Annotated in this window: 16 protein-coding genes; 7 read left to right on the forward strand and 9 right to left on the reverse strand. The window is 35.0% G+C overall.

The features are described 5' to 3' along the window. Positions 1 to 3 precede the first annotated feature (3 nt). From DDD_RS01655 to DDD_RS01670, 4 genes are all read right to left on the reverse strand, one after another. The gene (locus tag DDD_RS01655) at positions 4 to 3,150 is read right to left on the reverse strand and encodes a SusC/RagA family TonB-linked outer membrane protein (RefSeq protein ID WP_015360980.1); all 3,147 of its coding nucleotides are present in this window, start codon (positions 3,148 to 3,150) and stop codon (positions 4 to 6) included. Positions 3,151 to 3,320: 170 nt separating this feature from the next. After that, positions 3,321 to 3,965: a FadR/GntR family transcriptional regulator gene (locus tag DDD_RS01660; protein ID WP_201764101.1), complete on the reverse strand. Its 645-nt coding sequence runs from the start codon at positions 3,963 to 3,965 to the stop codon at positions 3,321 to 3,323. A gap of 221 nt (positions 3,966 to 4,186) precedes the next feature. Beyond that, complete coding sequence (locus DDD_RS01665) at positions 4,187 to 4,840, reverse strand: beta/alpha barrel domain-containing protein (protein ID WP_015360982.1); 654 nt, start codon at positions 4,838 to 4,840, stop codon at positions 4,187 to 4,189. Then, the gene (locus DDD_RS01670) at positions 4,840 to 5,835 is read right to left on the reverse strand and encodes a sugar kinase (protein WP_015360983.1); all 996 of its coding nucleotides are present in this window, start codon (positions 5,833 to 5,835) and stop codon (positions 4,840 to 4,842) included. Before DDD_RS01670 ends, DDD_RS01665 begins: the two co-directional genes overlap by 1 nt. A gap of 491 nt (positions 5,836 to 6,326) precedes the next feature. Between DDD_RS01670 and DDD_RS01675 the strand changes: the two genes are divergently transcribed. Then, positions 6,327 to 7,115 carry a hypothetical protein gene (locus DDD_RS01675; protein WP_146250753.1) on the forward strand — a complete coding sequence of 263 codons (789 nt, stop codon included), beginning with the start codon at positions 6,327 to 6,329 and terminating at the stop codon, positions 7,113 to 7,115. Positions 7,116 to 7,418: 303 nt separating this feature from the next. Then, positions 7,419 to 8,921, forward strand: coding sequence for a hypothetical protein (locus tag DDD_RS01680; protein WP_015360985.1), 1,503 nt, complete (start codon positions 7,419 to 7,421; stop codon positions 8,919 to 8,921). A 147-nt stretch (positions 8,922 to 9,068) separates the two neighbouring features. On the opposite strand, the gene DDD_RS01685 is transcribed toward DDD_RS01680, so the two are convergent. Further along, positions 9,069 to 10,235: a cysteine desulfurase family protein gene (locus DDD_RS01685; protein WP_015360986.1), complete on the reverse strand. Its 1,167-nt coding sequence runs from the start codon at positions 10,233 to 10,235 to the stop codon at positions 9,069 to 9,071. A gap of 73 nt (positions 10,236 to 10,308) precedes the next feature. Between DDD_RS01685 and DDD_RS01690 the strand changes: the two genes are divergently transcribed. Further along, complete coding sequence (locus DDD_RS01690; RefSeq protein WP_146250754.1) at positions 10,309 to 11,301, forward strand: hypothetical protein; 993 nt, start codon at positions 10,309 to 10,311, stop codon at positions 11,299 to 11,301. On the opposite strand, the gene DDD_RS01695 is transcribed toward DDD_RS01690, so the two are convergent. Further along, positions 11,261 to 11,800, reverse strand: coding sequence for a Smr/MutS family protein (locus DDD_RS01695; RefSeq protein WP_015360988.1), 540 nt, complete (start codon positions 11,798 to 11,800; stop codon positions 11,261 to 11,263). The two genes, DDD_RS01690 and DDD_RS01695, sit on opposite strands and share 41 nt — an antisense overlap. Next, complete coding sequence (locus DDD_RS01700; protein WP_015360989.1) at positions 11,801 to 12,007, reverse strand: hypothetical protein; 207 nt, start codon at positions 12,005 to 12,007, stop codon at positions 11,801 to 11,803. Positions 12,008 to 12,112: 105 nt separating this feature from the next. On the opposite strand from DDD_RS01700, the gene DDD_RS01705 reads away from it, so the two are divergent. The 4 genes from DDD_RS01705 (at position 12,113) to DDD_RS01720 (ending at position 15,264) form a co-directional block, all read left to right on the forward strand. Continuing rightward, the gene (locus DDD_RS01705; RefSeq protein WP_015360990.1) at positions 12,113 to 14,158 is read left to right on the forward strand and encodes a T9SS type A sorting domain-containing protein; all 2,046 of its coding nucleotides are present in this window, start codon (positions 12,113 to 12,115) and stop codon (positions 14,156 to 14,158) included. A 43-nt stretch (positions 14,159 to 14,201) separates the two neighbouring features. After that, positions 14,202 to 14,456, forward strand: coding sequence for a DUF2752 domain-containing protein (locus tag DDD_RS01710; protein WP_158441672.1), 255 nt, complete (start codon positions 14,202 to 14,204; stop codon positions 14,454 to 14,456). Positions 14,457 to 14,518: 62 nt separating this feature from the next. Next, the gene (locus tag DDD_RS01715) at positions 14,519 to 14,878 is read left to right on the forward strand and encodes a CCC motif membrane protein (protein ID WP_015360992.1); all 360 of its coding nucleotides are present in this window, start codon (positions 14,519 to 14,521) and stop codon (positions 14,876 to 14,878) included. Positions 14,879 to 14,904: 26 nt separating this feature from the next. Beyond that, complete coding sequence (locus tag DDD_RS01720; protein ID WP_015360993.1) at positions 14,905 to 15,264, forward strand: CCC motif membrane protein; 360 nt, start codon at positions 14,905 to 14,907, stop codon at positions 15,262 to 15,264. A 155-nt stretch (positions 15,265 to 15,419) separates the two neighbouring features. On the opposite strand, the gene DDD_RS01725 is transcribed toward DDD_RS01720, so the two are convergent. Both DDD_RS01725 and DDD_RS01730 read right to left on the reverse strand, forming a co-directional pair. Then, on the reverse strand, positions 15,420 to 15,797 hold the full coding sequence (locus DDD_RS01725) for a DUF2752 domain-containing protein (protein WP_015360994.1): 378 nt from the start codon (positions 15,795 to 15,797) through the stop codon (positions 15,420 to 15,422). Continuing rightward, on the reverse strand, positions 15,798 to 16,094 hold the full coding sequence (locus DDD_RS01730) for a CD225/dispanin family protein (RefSeq protein ID WP_015360995.1): 297 nt from the start codon (positions 16,092 to 16,094) through the stop codon (positions 15,798 to 15,800). Positions 16,095 to 16,154 lie beyond the last annotated feature (60 nt).

Consider the following 16,154-nt stretch of genomic DNA (forward strand, 5'->3'; position numbering starts at 1 on the left):
TATTTAAAAAGTAATATCTATTCCTGCTGCAAATTGTCTCGCAAGAGGATCTGCACCACGCTGGTATCCAGAAATTAATGGAGATGAGTACTGACTAGAGGTACGCAAATCTTCTGGATTATTCCCATAATAATCGTCTGCAAAGAAGAATAATAAATTCTGTGCAGATGCAAATATTCTTACGGAGTCAAGACCTAAAGAACTAGCAGCTTTTTCATTAAAAGTATATCCTAATACAACTTCTCTTAAGGAAATATAACTGGCATCTTGAATTAAATAGTCTGTTGCAGTCCATTCACGGCCTAAGCGACCTGAAGGTAACGATGCAGGAATATCTGGATGAACCCATCTGTTTTCTAAGAAATCGCGTTGCAGTACTCTGTTTTCTAAATAGAATCCGTCACCGTAGTAAACTTCTGCTCCATGGCTACCTTGCCACAAAAAGTAAAGATCAAAACCTTTATACTTGAAAGTATTTGTAATACCCCAATTAAAATCTGGAAAAGGGCTACCTAAGGTAGTTCTATCTGCTGTGGTAATGACTCCATCACCATTAATATCAGCAACTCTTATTCCTCCAGGAGCATCCTCTGCAGAGCTAGGGTTTGCATCAATCTCAGCTTGACTTTGCCAAACACCTATAGATCTGTACCCATAAAATTGAATTGCTTCCTCACCTACTCTAGAGATATATTGATCTTCTCTTTCTCCATTATTGATAAACTGTTCTTCTCCACCTAGAGATATCAATCTATTTTGATTGGTACTGATATTACCTGAAGCAGACCAATTCAATTCTCCAAAATCAAAACTTGTACTCACCACAAATTCAACACCTTGATTTTGAATCTTTCCTACGTTATTAATAAAACTATCATGACCAGTCGCATAAGAAACGTTCTGATTAAGTAATAAATCCTGAGTAATAGCATAATAATAATCTGCTGTAAAGGAAACTCTTTTATCTAAGATAGAAGCGTCTATACCAAAATCATAAGAATTAGTTTGCTCCCAGCTTATCGCTCTATTTGCAAGTACGTTACCGTTTTCAGCAAGTCCAGAAACTATAGATCCAGGACCTGAACCTAAAGAATAATTTGTAGGAAACAGTAAATTTGTAAATGAATAGTTATTAATGTTATTATTTCCTACAACACCATAACTTGCTCTAAGCTTAAATTGGTTTAAGAAAGATATATTCTCATTGAAGAATTTTTCATTGTGTACATTCCATCCTGCACTAGCTGATGGGAAAAAACCATACTTATTTTTAGGCCCGAATAAGGAACTACCATCAACACGCGCCGCAACAGAAAGAAGATATTTATTGTCATACCCATAATTCACTCTTGCAAGACCAGAAAGTAAGCCTATCTCTTCTTTAAGCGTGAATGTATTATCTGCATCGATAATAGTTGCGGCATTAATAGTTGAGATAAAGTCTGTAGGGAAATTAGAACCTAAAATGGAAGCTGTTTTAAGAAATGTATACTCATATGTTCCTCCTATTAATGCATCTACGTCATGTTTACCTTTTGAATAATCATAGGATAAAGTATGCTCTGTAATTACCCTATTACGAGTAGAGTTCACATCTTCTGAAAAAGACTGCCCATCTCTGCGAGCTAAAGAATTTCTAAACTCCTCATCATTTCTAAAACGGATATAAGCTCCTAATCTTCCATTATATTTGAGATTCTTAGCTATTTTCCAATCTAATTTAGCGTCGGCGACAAAACGATATTCGTAACGAACCCTTTTTTCATTCTCAAGACGACCTAATGGGTTGTTATTGTTTGTTCCCCATATACTAGACTGAGTAAAGCTTTGTTGATCTCCATTTTCATCTAGATAAGTAAAATCTAAGTTTCTATAATGCCTAGCATGTGCTAGACTACCTACTGGTTGCCCTGTTAAATCGCTACTCCATTGATTATGGTAAGGCGCAAAGAAATTATAATTACGCGCAAAATCAGAAAACTGTTGAGCACTTCTTCTTTGCCTAGAATACGATGGCCTAAAATTGATTCCTAATTTTACATCGTCACTTAATTTTGTATTGAAACGAGCTTGAAGATTCAATGCTCTATACTCATTATCTTTAACTAGTCCCTCATCCTGAACAAACTGTCCAGAGAAATAGTATTTTGTTAATCTACTTCCACCGCCTACGTCAAATTGATAATTTTGAATGGTAACGTCGTCTCTTTTTGCTTCTTCTAACCAGTCGGTACCATTTCCACTTGCACTTGTATTTTGGGCAACAATACGTCTTGCAAGTTCTAGATTAGAAAAACCGATTGAAGCCGCATCCCTATTTTCATTTATAGCATTAGCATTTTCAGCAAGTTGTCTTTCCATTCTTGTAAAATCAGTAAATTCTGTTGTATTTAAAATATCTGGTAAGCGTAAAACTGACTTTACTCCTGAAAACGCTTTAAAGGTAAATTTAGGTTCGCCATCACCGTCTTTAGTTGTAATCAGTATCACACCATTTGCTCCTCTAGAGCCGTATAATGCGGCAGAACTTGCGTCCTTCAAAACTTCAATAGATTTTATGGAACTTGGATTGATAAATTCAAGAGCATCTTCGATAGGAAAGCCATCCACTACGATTAATGGACTACTACTAGCAGTAATAGAACTTAATCCCCTAATATTAATGGTAGGAGCTTCACCTACTTGACCTGAAGTGTTTGTAATTTGAACACCTGCAAGTTTACCTTTAAGGGCATCAGCCACTCCTGAATAAGTCAGGTCGTCTAAATTTTCATTTTTGAGCTGAGCTACAGAGTTTGTCAAATTACTACGGGAGGACTTACCATAAGCGACAACTACTACTTCGTCTAAGGCCTCCTGATCTTCTTGCATAATTATTTCAAAAAAAACCTTATCGCCTACAATTATATTTTGTGTTTTAAATCCTAAGGAACTTACTACTAAAACATCCTCTGGTTTTGCACGAATTGTAAATTTACCGTCCATGTCGGTCACGGCGGCAATATTTGTATTTAATATTTGAATGGTTGCTCCTAAAATGGATTCTAAATCAGAACCAGAAGTAACTGTTCCTGTTACTTCTTTTGCTTCTTGCGCAATCGATATCGCTGGTAAACAAAATAAACAAATGATAAAAATTATCTTTCTCATATGAACCTTTAAGTAATTTTGAGAAGAAAACTTTAACTAAAACACCGTGACTAGAGTAGGAATCTATTTTCTAGACTCCTACTTAATCAGTAATTTTGTAATTAAAGAGTTCTACTCTTTTAGTTGATTTTTATTTTACCAAAAAAGTACGAGTGGCAGCTCGTGCTTTTTTATTTTTTAATATATTCTCTTAATGCTATAAAATGAGTTTCTAGAGCTTGAGAAGCAATTTTTGAATCTCCGCTTTTAATTCCATTTAAGATATTTAAATGCTCTTCAATCAATTTATTTCCTTGAGTCCTATCGCATATATGTTCTTTATTGAAATGTCCTATAATATCTGGAACAATAATTTTCATTAATCCATATAATACAGTGTTCTCACTTCCTTTTACTATCGCTAGATGAAATTTGAGATCTTCAATTACAGATGGCTCTCCATTAGTGATTTTTTCTTGAAAATCAATATGCGCTTCTTCCAGTTCTAATAAATTCTCATCACTAATTCTAGTGGCAGCTAGAATTATGGCCTGAGTTTCAATAATTACTCTCGTTTCTACTAAGGATCTGAAATCTGGTTTTTCAAGGTCTAAAACATCGATCATCATACTATTGATAGATGGCATACCAATACCAGTTATAATCGATCCACTTTGTGGCATCGTTTTAATAATTCCGTAAAACTCTAATTTTTGGATAGCTGCACGTACTTGATTACGAGTGACACTTAGTTTAGTGGACAGCTTACGTTCTGAAGGTAATCGATCTCCAGCTTCTAATTGATGTTTTTCAATTAGAGCTTTGATTTTATTCATAACTTCGACTTCGCGACCGAAATCGTTATCGTTATCAACTACAGGTTTAATAAGTTTTAGACCGTGCTCTAACATTATTATTTACTTCTTAAAAATTGGTTTACCAATCTGGTTGCCCAAATTAAAGTATATAGTTACAGATATCCAAATAATATCTATTATTTATTTTAAGATTACGTAAAATTTGTATTGTAAAATGCGCTTTTGTTAATAAAACAGCATTATTTAAGAGAATTGATAATTGCAATTGCGTTAGAAATATCTTCTCTTAAACCAAAATAGTCGCCTTCAGCAATTTTTTCCTTATCAAATAGCTGGCTTCCCATACCTACGCAGTTAACTCCTGCATTCAACCACTCACTTAACGAGCTTTCACTAGGCTCAATACCACCAGTAGGCATTATTGCTATCGATGGCATGACTGACTTTACCGCTTTCGCGAAAGCGGAACCTATAACATTTGCTGGAAATATTTTTATCATTTCACACCCCAAATGCTTTGCGGTAATTACCTCTGTTATAGTTGCAACACCAGGAATATAAGCGACTCTATTATCGATACAATACTGACCTAATTCTATTACTAGACCTGGGGAAACTATGAATTGCGCTCCCAATTCAACAAACTCATTTGCTGTGGACGAATCATAAATGGTTCCTACACCAATAATTAAATCGGTTTGAGTAGAAAAGTGATTTGAAATAATTTTAAAAATTTCAAGCCCGTTTACTCCACGGTTTACAAATTCAAAAATTCTAACTCCGCCATCATAGGATGCTTGAATAGTTTTAATGACCACGTCGCTATTTTCATGATAAAAAACAGGAACTATTTTGTGTTCATCTGTAAGCGCTATAAATTGTTTAATATCCATTACCTTAAAAGTCTACCTACGTTATTGCCATTTACTAATTCCTGAACTTCTTCCTTGCTACTTAGGTTGACATCTCCTATCGTACTGTGTTTTAAAACTGATGCTGCAACAGCAAATTCTACAGCGTCCTGATGATTTAAATTAAGTAGCCCATAGATTAATCCTGCCATGAATGCATCGCCACCACCTATGCGATCTACGATGTTTTTCATCTCGTAGGTCTTTGAGGTGAAAAGCTTATTATCTACATATAAAACAGCAGTTAATTCATTTCTCGATGCCGTCATTGCATTGCGTATGGTTTTAGAAAAAGCTTTGATATGTGGATATTTCTTTTTAACCATATCACAATTCACTTCCCAATTTTCATCTTTAATACCTAGACAATTTTCTAAGTCCACTCTTCCTCCTATTACTATATCCGTAAGCTCTACTAAACTGGGCATGATGTCAAGCGGTTGCTTTCCATATTGCCATAAGTTTCTACGGTAATTAATATCTCCACTTGTAGTAATACCTCTTTTACGCGCTTCTTTAAGTGCGTATAGAGTAACATCTGCGGCGCTTTGCGAAATAGCTGGTGTGATACCACTATAGTGAAACCAGTTTGCGTCCTTAAATACAGCATCCCAATTTACATCAGCAACTTTTAGATCTCCAAAAGTTGTATTAAATCGGTCATAAACGATTCTAGAAGGTCTTTGCATTGCTCCGGCCTCAAGAAAGTAAATACCTAGTCTACCATCTTTGCGCACAATCCCTTTACTATTTACTCCGTTAAGCTTTAAGAATCGCGCTACTCGTTCTCCTATCTCGTTAGTAGGAAGCGCAGTGATATGACTGGATTTAAGTCCAAAATGCGCTAGTGAAACGCCTACATTTGCCTCCGAACCACCAAAAGTGACGTCAAAATTCACGGTCTGAAATAAGCGTTTATTATTAGGAACAGTGAGTCTCATTAAAACTTCACCTAGTGTTACAACTTTTTGTGCCATATTATTTTAGTTATTAAACAAACTTAAGGAAGTAAATGATAAATAGGCTTTAAACGAACAATAGTATACCAATCGAGGAATAATAATGTACCTCTGCCATGAAATATAGGCGTTTTCAAATTAGAGCTTGCAATAAAAGATTATCTCAGTGATGAACGTATGAATTTCTAAATACCTTACCCAGAAATAATCAAGTTGACATCTTCTTCTAAAAAGTTCGAACTCTTTTGCTCCGACTCCACTTTAAAAACCCAACCATCAACATTATTTGGTTGGGTTTTTGTATTTTATTTCAACATCATTTAAAAAATTAGAGAACTCTAACATTGAGCCGATTGCGCGCCTACTCACTGGATTTGTAACAAGGACTCAACGTTGGATAAATTCCATGACAACCACAAGGCCGATTCACTATTTAATCCGAGCAAAAATTACAATTATTATTTTCAAATTCTTAGATTATACGATCTTTGCTAGCAAATCGCGACGTGATGAATATCAAAATACAATGTAATTATTTCAGACTGTTTACATTAACTTGTTTATTACTAATGATTTCCAGCTGTGGAGAATCGACAGTAAAAAGTGAAGGAGTAAAAGAAAGCTTAGAAGAACCTATAATTATTGAAGACATTTCTACTGATTCTCAAGATAACAATACAAACACGAGCGAAAACGAAGATACAACCAATGATGTTGTAAATACAATGCCACCTCCAAGGACTGATCAAGATGAAACTTTAGAAAATTATGCCGTAAAGTTAGAAGCAAATAAGAGCCTAAAACAGCACGAACGAGGCGTATTAAAAGTTTGGATAGGAGCTGATACCAACATCAAATTCAAATCTGATCAAAATATAGTTCAGGATACTGCATCTATACCTAATCGAGGTAACTATGCTAGAATCACACCTTTTTCCGCTGGTTTTGATTTTAATCCCGTAAGTAGAGAGTGTGTTCTAATAGACCCTGCCGGATCAGAAGTTCAATTTACACTTATTCCTAAAGGATCAGGTGAACTCTCCGTAAGTGCAGATATCTATTTATTTAAAGAATCAGATTGCAGTGACAACCCTTTCCCAAGGGTTTCAGAAACCTTAAAGGTAATCGTTGAAGTAGATCATAAAAAAAATTTTATGGACAAATTAGGTGATTTATGGGAAGTTTTCTGGGAAAAATTCTTAACCTTTTGGGGTGGTTTGATCACCATAATTTTGAGCGCTATTTTGTTTATTGTGCGATCTAAGATCAATAAAAAAACAGGTTACTCTAAGGATTAATAATGATATTCAATCTCTATTTCGTAAATTGAACAGTGCTTTTTGTTTCATTCAAAACATTGTGATATTTAAAGCCTCTTCTCACCAATAGAAATATGAGCACGTCTTGTCTAGCCCAAAGGAAAGTTATCGACTGCTCTTGAATCTAACTTAAGAATTTCGACTGTTTTCGTACAGTTTTTACAAAAGAAAGTAGAATGTTAAGTTTTGCTCAACAGATAACAATCCAGATAGCTCCTGACAACAAATTACCGAGTGAGTCGTTTAAATACCACATCCTTTTTAACTGTAAACCAAGGACCTATGAAAAACACCTTCTTACTCCTATTTTTAATCATTGGATGCTTTACTAGTGTATGTGCTCAAGAATACCATGTAGAATTATCCATTACGCTTAAAAATTATACCGGTGGTTTTTATAAAAATCAAGAAATTAAATTAACGTCTAAAACAGATGGTAAAATATTCAAGGCATCAACAAATAAAGACGGAGTAGCCTCTTTTAAACTTCCTACTGACGATGTTTATACCGTTTACATTTCTAATTATTCACGTAAACGAGATGTCATCGTTCCTAATATACGAGGTGGCAGCATGAAAAATACGTTTAGTTATGCACCTGATATGGTAGAAATACAAAAGAAGTTTGAAATGTCGGCAAATGAAAAACTAGAGCTTAAAACCTTTATAACGACTTTACCAGATACTCTTAAGCTCAAATCATCTCAAAAGGCTCCTCCTACAGTAAATAAAAAATTCTATGCAAGAACTTCCATTCAACTCAAAGACTTGAAAAATGGCCCTTTAACAGATGAGATAATCACCATCACTGGTGAAAAAAGTAATAAGTCCATTCAAACGATTACGGACTATAAAGGAATGGCACTAGTGTATCTCCCTAAAGGCGATACTTATTCCATAAATTTTATTTATAACAAGAATTATGCAAAATACACGATAGACTATAGTAAAGCCAGTCCAGTTATTAAATTAAGATACAGTTATATAGGAACTGCTCAAATTAAAAAAAGAAAAGAGATTGAAAAATTACGCTTAGCAAGGCTGGAAGAAGAACTAAAAAAAGAGGAAGAAGCATTTAAATCAGAATGTGATCGACTAGGCCTCACATTAGAAGAATGTAGAAAACGCGAAATAGAGGAATTGATGGAATATAATACTGATGAAGAAAATCAGGTCATCACCAAAGTTATGGATCGCAATAACTGGAAAAATAAATTAGTCGTATGTGATCTTACAGGTAGCATGAGTCCTTATTCTGCCGAATTGTTTATATGGTACGCCTTAAATATGTCCAAAGAAAAAGATATACAGTTTACCTTTTTTAACGATGGTGACGACATGGAAGACGAGAATAAAATGATAGGGGAAACCGGTGGTATTTATTATTCCAGCGCGATTGGTACCGATCAACTTCTCAACTTAAGTGCAAAAGTCGCTGCTGCGGGCAGCGGTGGTGATGTTGAGGAAAATGATGTAGAAGCTATAATTAGAGCGTCTAGCGCAGCGCAGCCATTTAAAAATTTAATTCTTATCGCAGACAGCGATTCCCCAGTTCGAGATATGGAGCTCTTAGAAAATGTTAAGCATCCTATACATGTAATTCTATGTGGATTTGATGGAACGGTTTATACCGATTATTTAAACATGGCTTGGAAAACTAAAGGAAGTATCCACACTATTGAAGAAGATATTACTAGAATCGCCAGAATGTCTGAAGGTCAAAGCATTAAAATAGGCGATCATAATTACAGAATTATGGGAGGCAGTTTTATTCTTATTGATTAAATGCCAATAAAAAGTTCTTTAATGATTACCGTGTTGTTATTAGAACATAAGTCGCTCTGTATATTTATATTATGAGAATACCGTGACGTTAATGTGTATTATAGTTCCGCTTTCGCGAAAGTAAGAAAACATTCTTTCACATCACCTTTATGAAACAGGAACGACTACACTTTCCATGTACTCTTTTAACACCTGGACTACGTAATCAAGCTCTTCTTTGGTATTGTAAATAGAGAAACTAAATCGCAAACTAGGTTTCTTTAAATCTTCTTTATTCAACACACTGGTCAATACGTGAGATCCTTTTTGAGAACCACTCTGGCAAGCACTACCTTTAGAACAAGCGATTCCCTTTAAATCCATGGTAAAAAGAAGCATCGCAGCTTTATCTGCTGGGCAAGGTAAACAGACGTTCAAAAGCGTGTAAGTACTATTTTCATGATCACTACAGTTGCCATTAAACTTCACTCCAGGAACATGTTTTTCTAGTTCTTCTTTAAAATAACTTTTAAGATCTACTACAAAAGCTCGATCTTCTTCTAAAGAATCATAGGCCATTTGAAGCGCTAGATCCATTCCTACGATATTATGTACACTTTCTGTTCCAGCTCTTATACCACGTTCTTGAGAACCTCCTAAAATAAGCGGCTTTAAACCAGTTCCTTTTCTTATAAAAGCAAAACCTACTCCTTTAGGTCCATGAAACTTATGAGCAGACACTGCGGTGAAGTCCACAGGCAGTTTTTGTAAATCCATTTCATAATGACCGATGGATTGCACGCAATCGCTGTGAAATAAAGCGCCGTACTTTTTGCATAACTCACATACACGATCGATATCTAGTTTATTACCTATCTCATTATTAATGTGCATTAAAGAAACCAGTGTTTTTTTATCGCTAGAGGAAAGCAATCGTTCTAAATCGATGTAATTAGGAGTTCCACAATCTTTCAATTTTACATGAGCGACTTCTGTACCGTACTTCTCGGCGCAATAATCTACGATATAAAGTACAGCGTGATGTTCTATGGTAGTTGTGATAATGCGCTCTACTCCTAGATCACGCACACAGCTGTGAATGGCAAGATTATCAGCTTCAGTACCACCAGAGGTAAAAATAATTTCGGCAGCAGTGACGTTTAATTGGGCTGCTATATTTTTACGAGCATTTTCAATTAGAGATTTTGCACTACGACCGTAACTGTGAGTAGAACTAGGGTTTCCATGCACTTCTGTCATTACCTCGGTCATTTTTTTGATAACCTCTGGTCTCATTTGTGTCGTTGCTGCGCTGTCTAGATAAACTTGTCTCATAAGTACAAAAGTAAATTATTTGCAATAAAAATTAAGCTTTAACGCTTTAATATGATTGACTACTTTTGTTATTATGAAAAAACTGCTTTACCTTATAATTCCTATAGTTTTAATAGGCTGTGATGATGGAGACATCATTACAAACGACTTTGATTTTGATGACAGCGCAGTAGAAGCTTGTGATCCTACTGATGGCGCTGGAGCTACCTCTAATTATGTGTTTTATCAAAATGAGGATTCTAATTTTGAAAGTCTTGTATTGCAGTTTAATACTGATGATGATATTCTTAATACAGTAGGCCGTTATGGCCCATATTCCATAAGTTCAACTAGTTTTAATTCCTTTGAATACAGAAAATTTGATGCCTCACCAGGTGATGATTACTATTGCAACAGTATTCCACCTAGCTCACCTCGTGTTATCGAGGTATTTACAGCCATAGGTGGTGAAATTAATGTGACTACTTCTATTCGCACATTAGATGATAATGATGGTATACCTGCTGATCAAGAAGGAGCCATTTTTGTAGATGGAGTAATTGATCATAGCGCTATTAATCATCAGGACACTGATGGCGACGGCATTCCTGACTATCTTGATATAGATGACGATGGAGATAATGTTTTAACAACACTAGAAGGTGTTGAGCTAGACAGTGATGGCAATATTAATTTAATGGAGAGTGATGATACTGATGGAGATGGGATTCTAGATTATCTTGATGAAGATGATGACGATGATGGAATTCTAACAAGAAATGAATCAATTGACGGCGATATAGACCCAATAAATGATTTTGCACTTAATGCAATTGTACCAAACTTTAGAAATCCTATGATTGCTAATGAAGCAAATCCATTGATAATGGAGTACATTCCTCATACTATTGAGCGCACCATAGAACTTAGTATTACTCTACAATTGCTCAATTTACAAAATGAGTCACAGGAAATCGTTTTTGATACAGTCTATGATTTTGGAGACTTTATTAAAGATGTAGAACTATTAACGTGCACACCAGCATTTAATCCGCCGCCAGGTTCTGACGGATGCGAATTTCAGTAGCACCACGACCATATTTCTGGTAATCTGCATCATAATATTCAATTTGTGCATATCGCTGAAACAAGAATTGCAGTTCTTCTTTGAGAACACCTTGCCCTATGCCGTGAATGAAAACTAGTTTAGGAATGCGATTTTCAATCGCCCATTCTATTTTATATCGAGCTGTTTCTATTTGTAGATTTAGCTTGTCATAGGCGTCCATTCCACGCTCAGATTTTACCAGTTGGTGAAGGTGCAAATCAATTTCTACGGCTGGTATAAATGCGGCTTTTTTGCGGGAAACAATGCGTTTTTTAGATTTTTTAGCAGCCGGTTCTTTTTTAACGATCACTTGGGAAACAGGAAAAGATTGATCGATAATCAACTGGCTTTTATGGTAGGTAATTTCTATGCCGTCGTCTGTGAGGATGGTTATTTGTTCCGCTTTCGCGAAAGCTACCACACCACCAAAATCATCATCTAAAACCAGTACTCGATCACCTTTCTTAAATCCTGACATCTACTCCTCTTCTTCTGATAGGTGGTCATCTTTATGAGCGGTCCAATGGCTACTCGCACGATAAGCTCCAAACATCATAAATACCAGCCCTACGATTTGAAACCAGAGGTTTGCATCACTATCCATCAAGGAATAAAGCAAGAATGCGGCACCTATCACGATAATTAAACCGTTGAAAAGCTGCTTAGTGTTGTTCTTAATCGGCATTATTTATAGTTCATCTAATTGTTGCTGCAAATCTATAAACTTTTACAAATGATTATAATAAATGGCTCCTTAAAATTATATTTTTGTATGATTAATGAATGAATTATGAAGAATTTTATTTACATAAGCTTATTGTTTCTCACTGCAAATGTGGCAAATGCGCAACTTAATGTGGTAGGAGATAATTTTGTTTTCTCTAAAGGAACTGACATTTTTGTTAAAGAAGAAGTCAATCTAGTAAATCCAGAATCTAGAATTTTCTTAAGAGGAGAAGCTCAACTTATACAAGAAAGCAATGTGCCTAACGAAGGCGAAGGTGTTCTTTCTATCTTTCAAGAAGGTACTTCAAATGAATACACCTATAACTATTGGTCGGCTCCTGTAAGTGATCAAACTACTGGAACAAATGGTAATGTGGGATTCAAAAATATACAATTAACATATCCTACAGTAGACTTGAGCCTTATGACTCCACCTACTACCACAGATTTTACTATTACAAATGGAGACGCTATCATTTTACCATTTAATATGAAAAATGGTATATCTGACGATGCTGATGTAGGTGGAAGTCAATTACAAATAGCAGGAAGATGGTTATATACTTATGATAGTGGTGGTAATCCAGCTACTGGATATGCTGGATGGTCTAATTTTAATAGCCCAACAGCAATAGCAAGATCAGGTTATGGCTTTACTATGAAAGGTACTAGAGAAGTAACTGGTGGATCACTAAACTATGATGGAGGACAGCGATATGACTTTAGAGGAAGACCTAACAATGGAACTATTCAAGTAGGTGTTGGAAATGATAATGGAACTCTTGCAGGTAACCCTTATCCAAGTGCTTTAGATCTTAAAAGATTTATAGAAGAAAACTCATTCGATTCTGGAGCTGGAACGGTATTGATGGATCCATGGGTAGAATTTTGGGAATCCCAAGAAGAAACAGATCACAATCTTGTTTCTTATTTAGGTGGATATGCTCGTTACGTGCCGTTAGGTTTTGCGCCAGGTTCAAATGATGGATATGCAAATGATGGAACTTACTTAGAGCCTGTTTTTAGAAGAACTAATAATGATGGAACTATAAACACCAGTTCAAGCACTACTTCTCTTTCAGGACCGCCAACACCGCCAGCAGATAACACTTCTTTTGTAGATAACGCTCTTATGGATGGTAAAAGAAGATATGCTGCTGTAGGGCAAGGTTTCTTTATCTCTAGAACAAATACCGATGTTCCTTATCGAAATAATGTTGCAGGGTTTCCAGATTCTTACGAACAAGATGCAACTCCAAATATTTCTGCTGGTGTTATTCTTCCAGGAGGACAAACTGGTGAATTAATAACTTTTAACAACTCAATGCGTGTTTTTCAAAGAGAAAATACCACTACTTCTATTTTTAAAGCAGCTCCAGGAGTAAGCGACCCACAAAGCGCCATAGTAGCAAATCAAATTCCTAAAATGATTATTAACGTAATACCTGAAAATCTATACGTGAGACCTTTAAAATTTATTTTTGATGACAGCACGACTCAAGGGTATGATTATTCTTGGGAAGGTACTTTATCTGGTAGAATAGATACAGACGCTTATATTAAAATAGGAACAGAAGGTGAATTTGGTTTGTCATCCCAACCATTTGATGAAAACATGACTATTCCTATAGGTGTAGAAGTTGCCTCTTCAAACACATCGCCTATTGATGTAGAGTTTGAATTAGCATTCTTGATTAATTTTAGTCCTAACGATGTATTCTTACACGATACACAATCTGGAACTTACCACGATTTAAAAGCTGGTAATAAAACTTTATTAATCGCTCCAGGTCACTATACCGACCGATTTGAAATTACTTTTAAGGACACCTCTGGTACCTTAAGTAATGACAGTGTAAATGAAGTGAACTTTGATATTTTCCAAAACAACAATAGAAGAGAACTTACTATCTTAAATCCTAATCAAGAAGATGTAGCAAGTATTGCGTTGTTTGATCTCGCAGGAAGAGAAGTTTTATCTAATAAACCTGCATCTACGCAATCAAGCTATACTTTTGATACGGCATCATTATCTAGCGCGATTTATATTGCAAAGGTTACAACAACAGATAATAAAGAGAAATCTGTTAAAGTGAGTATCTCTAATTAGTATGAACACCTTTCTCATAGATGATAGCTGGATGCTACCTTGTATGAGTAAACAACTAATGGGAATGGACTGTCCTGGATGTGGAATCCAGCGGTCCATTTCTTTTTTACTCCAAGGCAATATCGTAGATTCCTTTTTAATGTATCCTGGATTGTTTCCAGCGGTGTTTCTATTCTTCTTCTTGATAATAGATTGGTTCAAAGATTTCAAATATGGTGAACAAATAAAACTTTGGGCTACCATCATCACCATAGGAACCATTTTAACTAGTTACTTTATAAAAATGGCAATTCATTAAAAATTATTGTAACATTGTAAGGTAGAATATTACTAATTGTACAAATCAAACCCAACCTTATTATGCAAAAATTAAATACAACACTAGTTTACATTTTATCAGTAGTAGGCTTTTTATGTTGCTGTGCTTACGGTATAGGTACTGTTGCAGCTATTATTGCAATTGTAGTTGCAAGTAAAGAGCTTAAAAAGTACGAAGCAAATCCAGATCAATTTGTAAATGGAAAAGCAATGAAAACTGCTAAAACAGTTGCTATTGTTTCTCTAGTTATATCTCTAATAGGATTAGCAATATTTATTGCTTCCGCACTTAATGAATGTGCTTTTAATGAATGGATCTATAATTGGTCATTAGATAATGGCGCATCTGAGGAACAATTAGCCCCTATGCTAGAAGAGATGGAAAAAGCAGGATGTGTATAAACTAACTATTATTTAAAAAAAATATCATGCAAAAATTGAATACAACATTAGTTTACATTTTATCAGTAGTAGGATTATTATGCTGCTGTGTATACGGTTTAGGAACCGTTGCTGCCATTATAGCAATTGTAGTTGCTAGCAAAGAGCTTAAAAAATATGAAGCAAATCCAGATCAATTTGTAAATGGAAAAGCGATGAAATCTGCTAAAACAGTAGCTATTGTTTCTCTTATAATTTCTATAATAGGTTTAGCAATATTTATTTATATAGCTCTAAATCAATGTGAGTTTATGCAGAGTTGGTATGACATGGCTATAGAAAATGGAGCTTCTGAGTCAGACATGGAAGATCTCAGACAAGGTATGGAAGAAGCTGGATGCATTTAATAAGAAGATAAATTAACAATCTTCCTTAAATAGGGAAAGCTAGCGCTTTCCCTATTTTTTTATCCCGACTAATTTAAAACTTCACCATTAGATAGGATTGAGCATTATAATATTTGTCAGATTGCTGTCTATGTAAATTTTCAACAAGCAATAGCTTATAAATTTCTCCAAACAGTAAAAAGAATAACAATACTAAAAACCACCATGATTGTATAAAAGTTAATCAATAGTTTTCTGAAAGAATGATTTCTCAACGAAGGAATCCATTCAAAAACACCTACTAATAAACCATAAGGAACCAGAAAAAATAATAACGGATTATAATTAAACGCTTTACTCACTTCACCGTTAAATAAGGAATGTACTGCACGTTGAGAACCGCAACCTGGACAATCGTAACCAGTAACATACTTACTAGGACATTTAGGAAACAAATTACTCTCAACTGGGTTATACAAAGAATACACATAAAAAAAGCCACTTATTAAAGTGGCTCCTATAAGTATGAGTACAACTCGATTTGTAATTTTCACCTAGTTAAAGTTTTCAATACCTACGATAAGAAAAACAAACAACATATATAGTACTATAAAAACTGCTGCTCCGATAGCACTATAAATACACCATTGTTTAGCTTTTTCAGACGCTCTTTGTGCATCGGCATATAATCCTTGAGCGTGTAAGCGATCTACTTTTGCAGCGTTAACAATAGCTGGAATACCTAATGGCCAGCAGCAAATAATAGTTACAATAATTGATTCTGCTAAATAGGTTTTAGGTGGTGGACCTATAGGTCGTTGACCTTGACCTTGATTAAATTCGTTTTGCATAATTGATTGGATTTAAAAATCAAATATATAATAAAAATAATCGCCTATCTAACACTTGAA

Source organism: Nonlabens dokdonensis DSW-6 (assembly GCF_000332115.1).
GTDB lineage: Bacteria > Bacteroidota > Bacteroidia > Flavobacteriales > Flavobacteriaceae > Nonlabens > Nonlabens dokdonensis.

Coding starts and splice junctions, on each gene's coding strand:
- DDD_RS01655 (WP_015360980.1), bottom strand. CDS start 3,150: ATGAGAAAGATAATTTTTATCATTTGTTTATTTTGTTTACCAGCGATA.
- DDD_RS01660 (WP_201764101.1), bottom strand. CDS start 3,965: ATGAATAAAATCAAAGCTCTAATTGAAAAACATCAATTAGAAGCTGGA.
- DDD_RS01665 (WP_015360982.1), bottom strand. CDS start 4,840: ATGGATATTAAACAATTTATAGCGCTTACAGATGAACACAAAATAGTT.
- DDD_RS01670 (WP_015360983.1), bottom strand. CDS start 5,835: ATGGCACAAAAAGTTGTAACACTAGGTGAAGTTTTAATGAGACTCACT.
- DDD_RS01675 (WP_146250753.1), top strand. CDS start 6,327: ATGAATATCAAAATACAATGTAATTATTTCAGACTGTTTACATTAACT.
- DDD_RS01680 (WP_015360985.1), top strand. CDS start 7,419: ATGAAAAACACCTTCTTACTCCTATTTTTAATCATTGGATGCTTTACT.
- DDD_RS01685 (WP_015360986.1), bottom strand. CDS start 10,235: ATGAGACAAGTTTATCTAGACAGCGCAGCAACGACACAAATGAGACCA.
- DDD_RS01690 (WP_146250754.1), top strand. CDS start 10,309: ATGAAAAAACTGCTTTACCTTATAATTCCTATAGTTTTAATAGGCTGT.
- DDD_RS01695 (WP_015360988.1), bottom strand. CDS start 11,800: ATGTCAGGATTTAAGAAAGGTGATCGAGTACTGGTTTTAGATGATGAT.
- DDD_RS01700 (WP_015360989.1), bottom strand. CDS start 12,007: ATGCCGATTAAGAACAACACTAAGCAGCTTTTCAACGGTTTAATTATC.
- DDD_RS01705 (WP_015360990.1), top strand. CDS start 12,113: ATGAAGAATTTTATTTACATAAGCTTATTGTTTCTCACTGCAAATGTG.
- DDD_RS01710 (WP_158441672.1), top strand. CDS start 14,202: ATGAGTAAACAACTAATGGGAATGGACTGTCCTGGATGTGGAATCCAG.
- DDD_RS01715 (WP_015360992.1), top strand. CDS start 14,519: ATGCAAAAATTAAATACAACACTAGTTTACATTTTATCAGTAGTAGGC.
- DDD_RS01720 (WP_015360993.1), top strand. CDS start 14,905: ATGCAAAAATTGAATACAACATTAGTTTACATTTTATCAGTAGTAGGA.
- DDD_RS01730 (WP_015360995.1), bottom strand. CDS start 16,094: ATGCAAAACGAATTTAATCAAGGTCAAGGTCAACGACCTATAGGTCCA.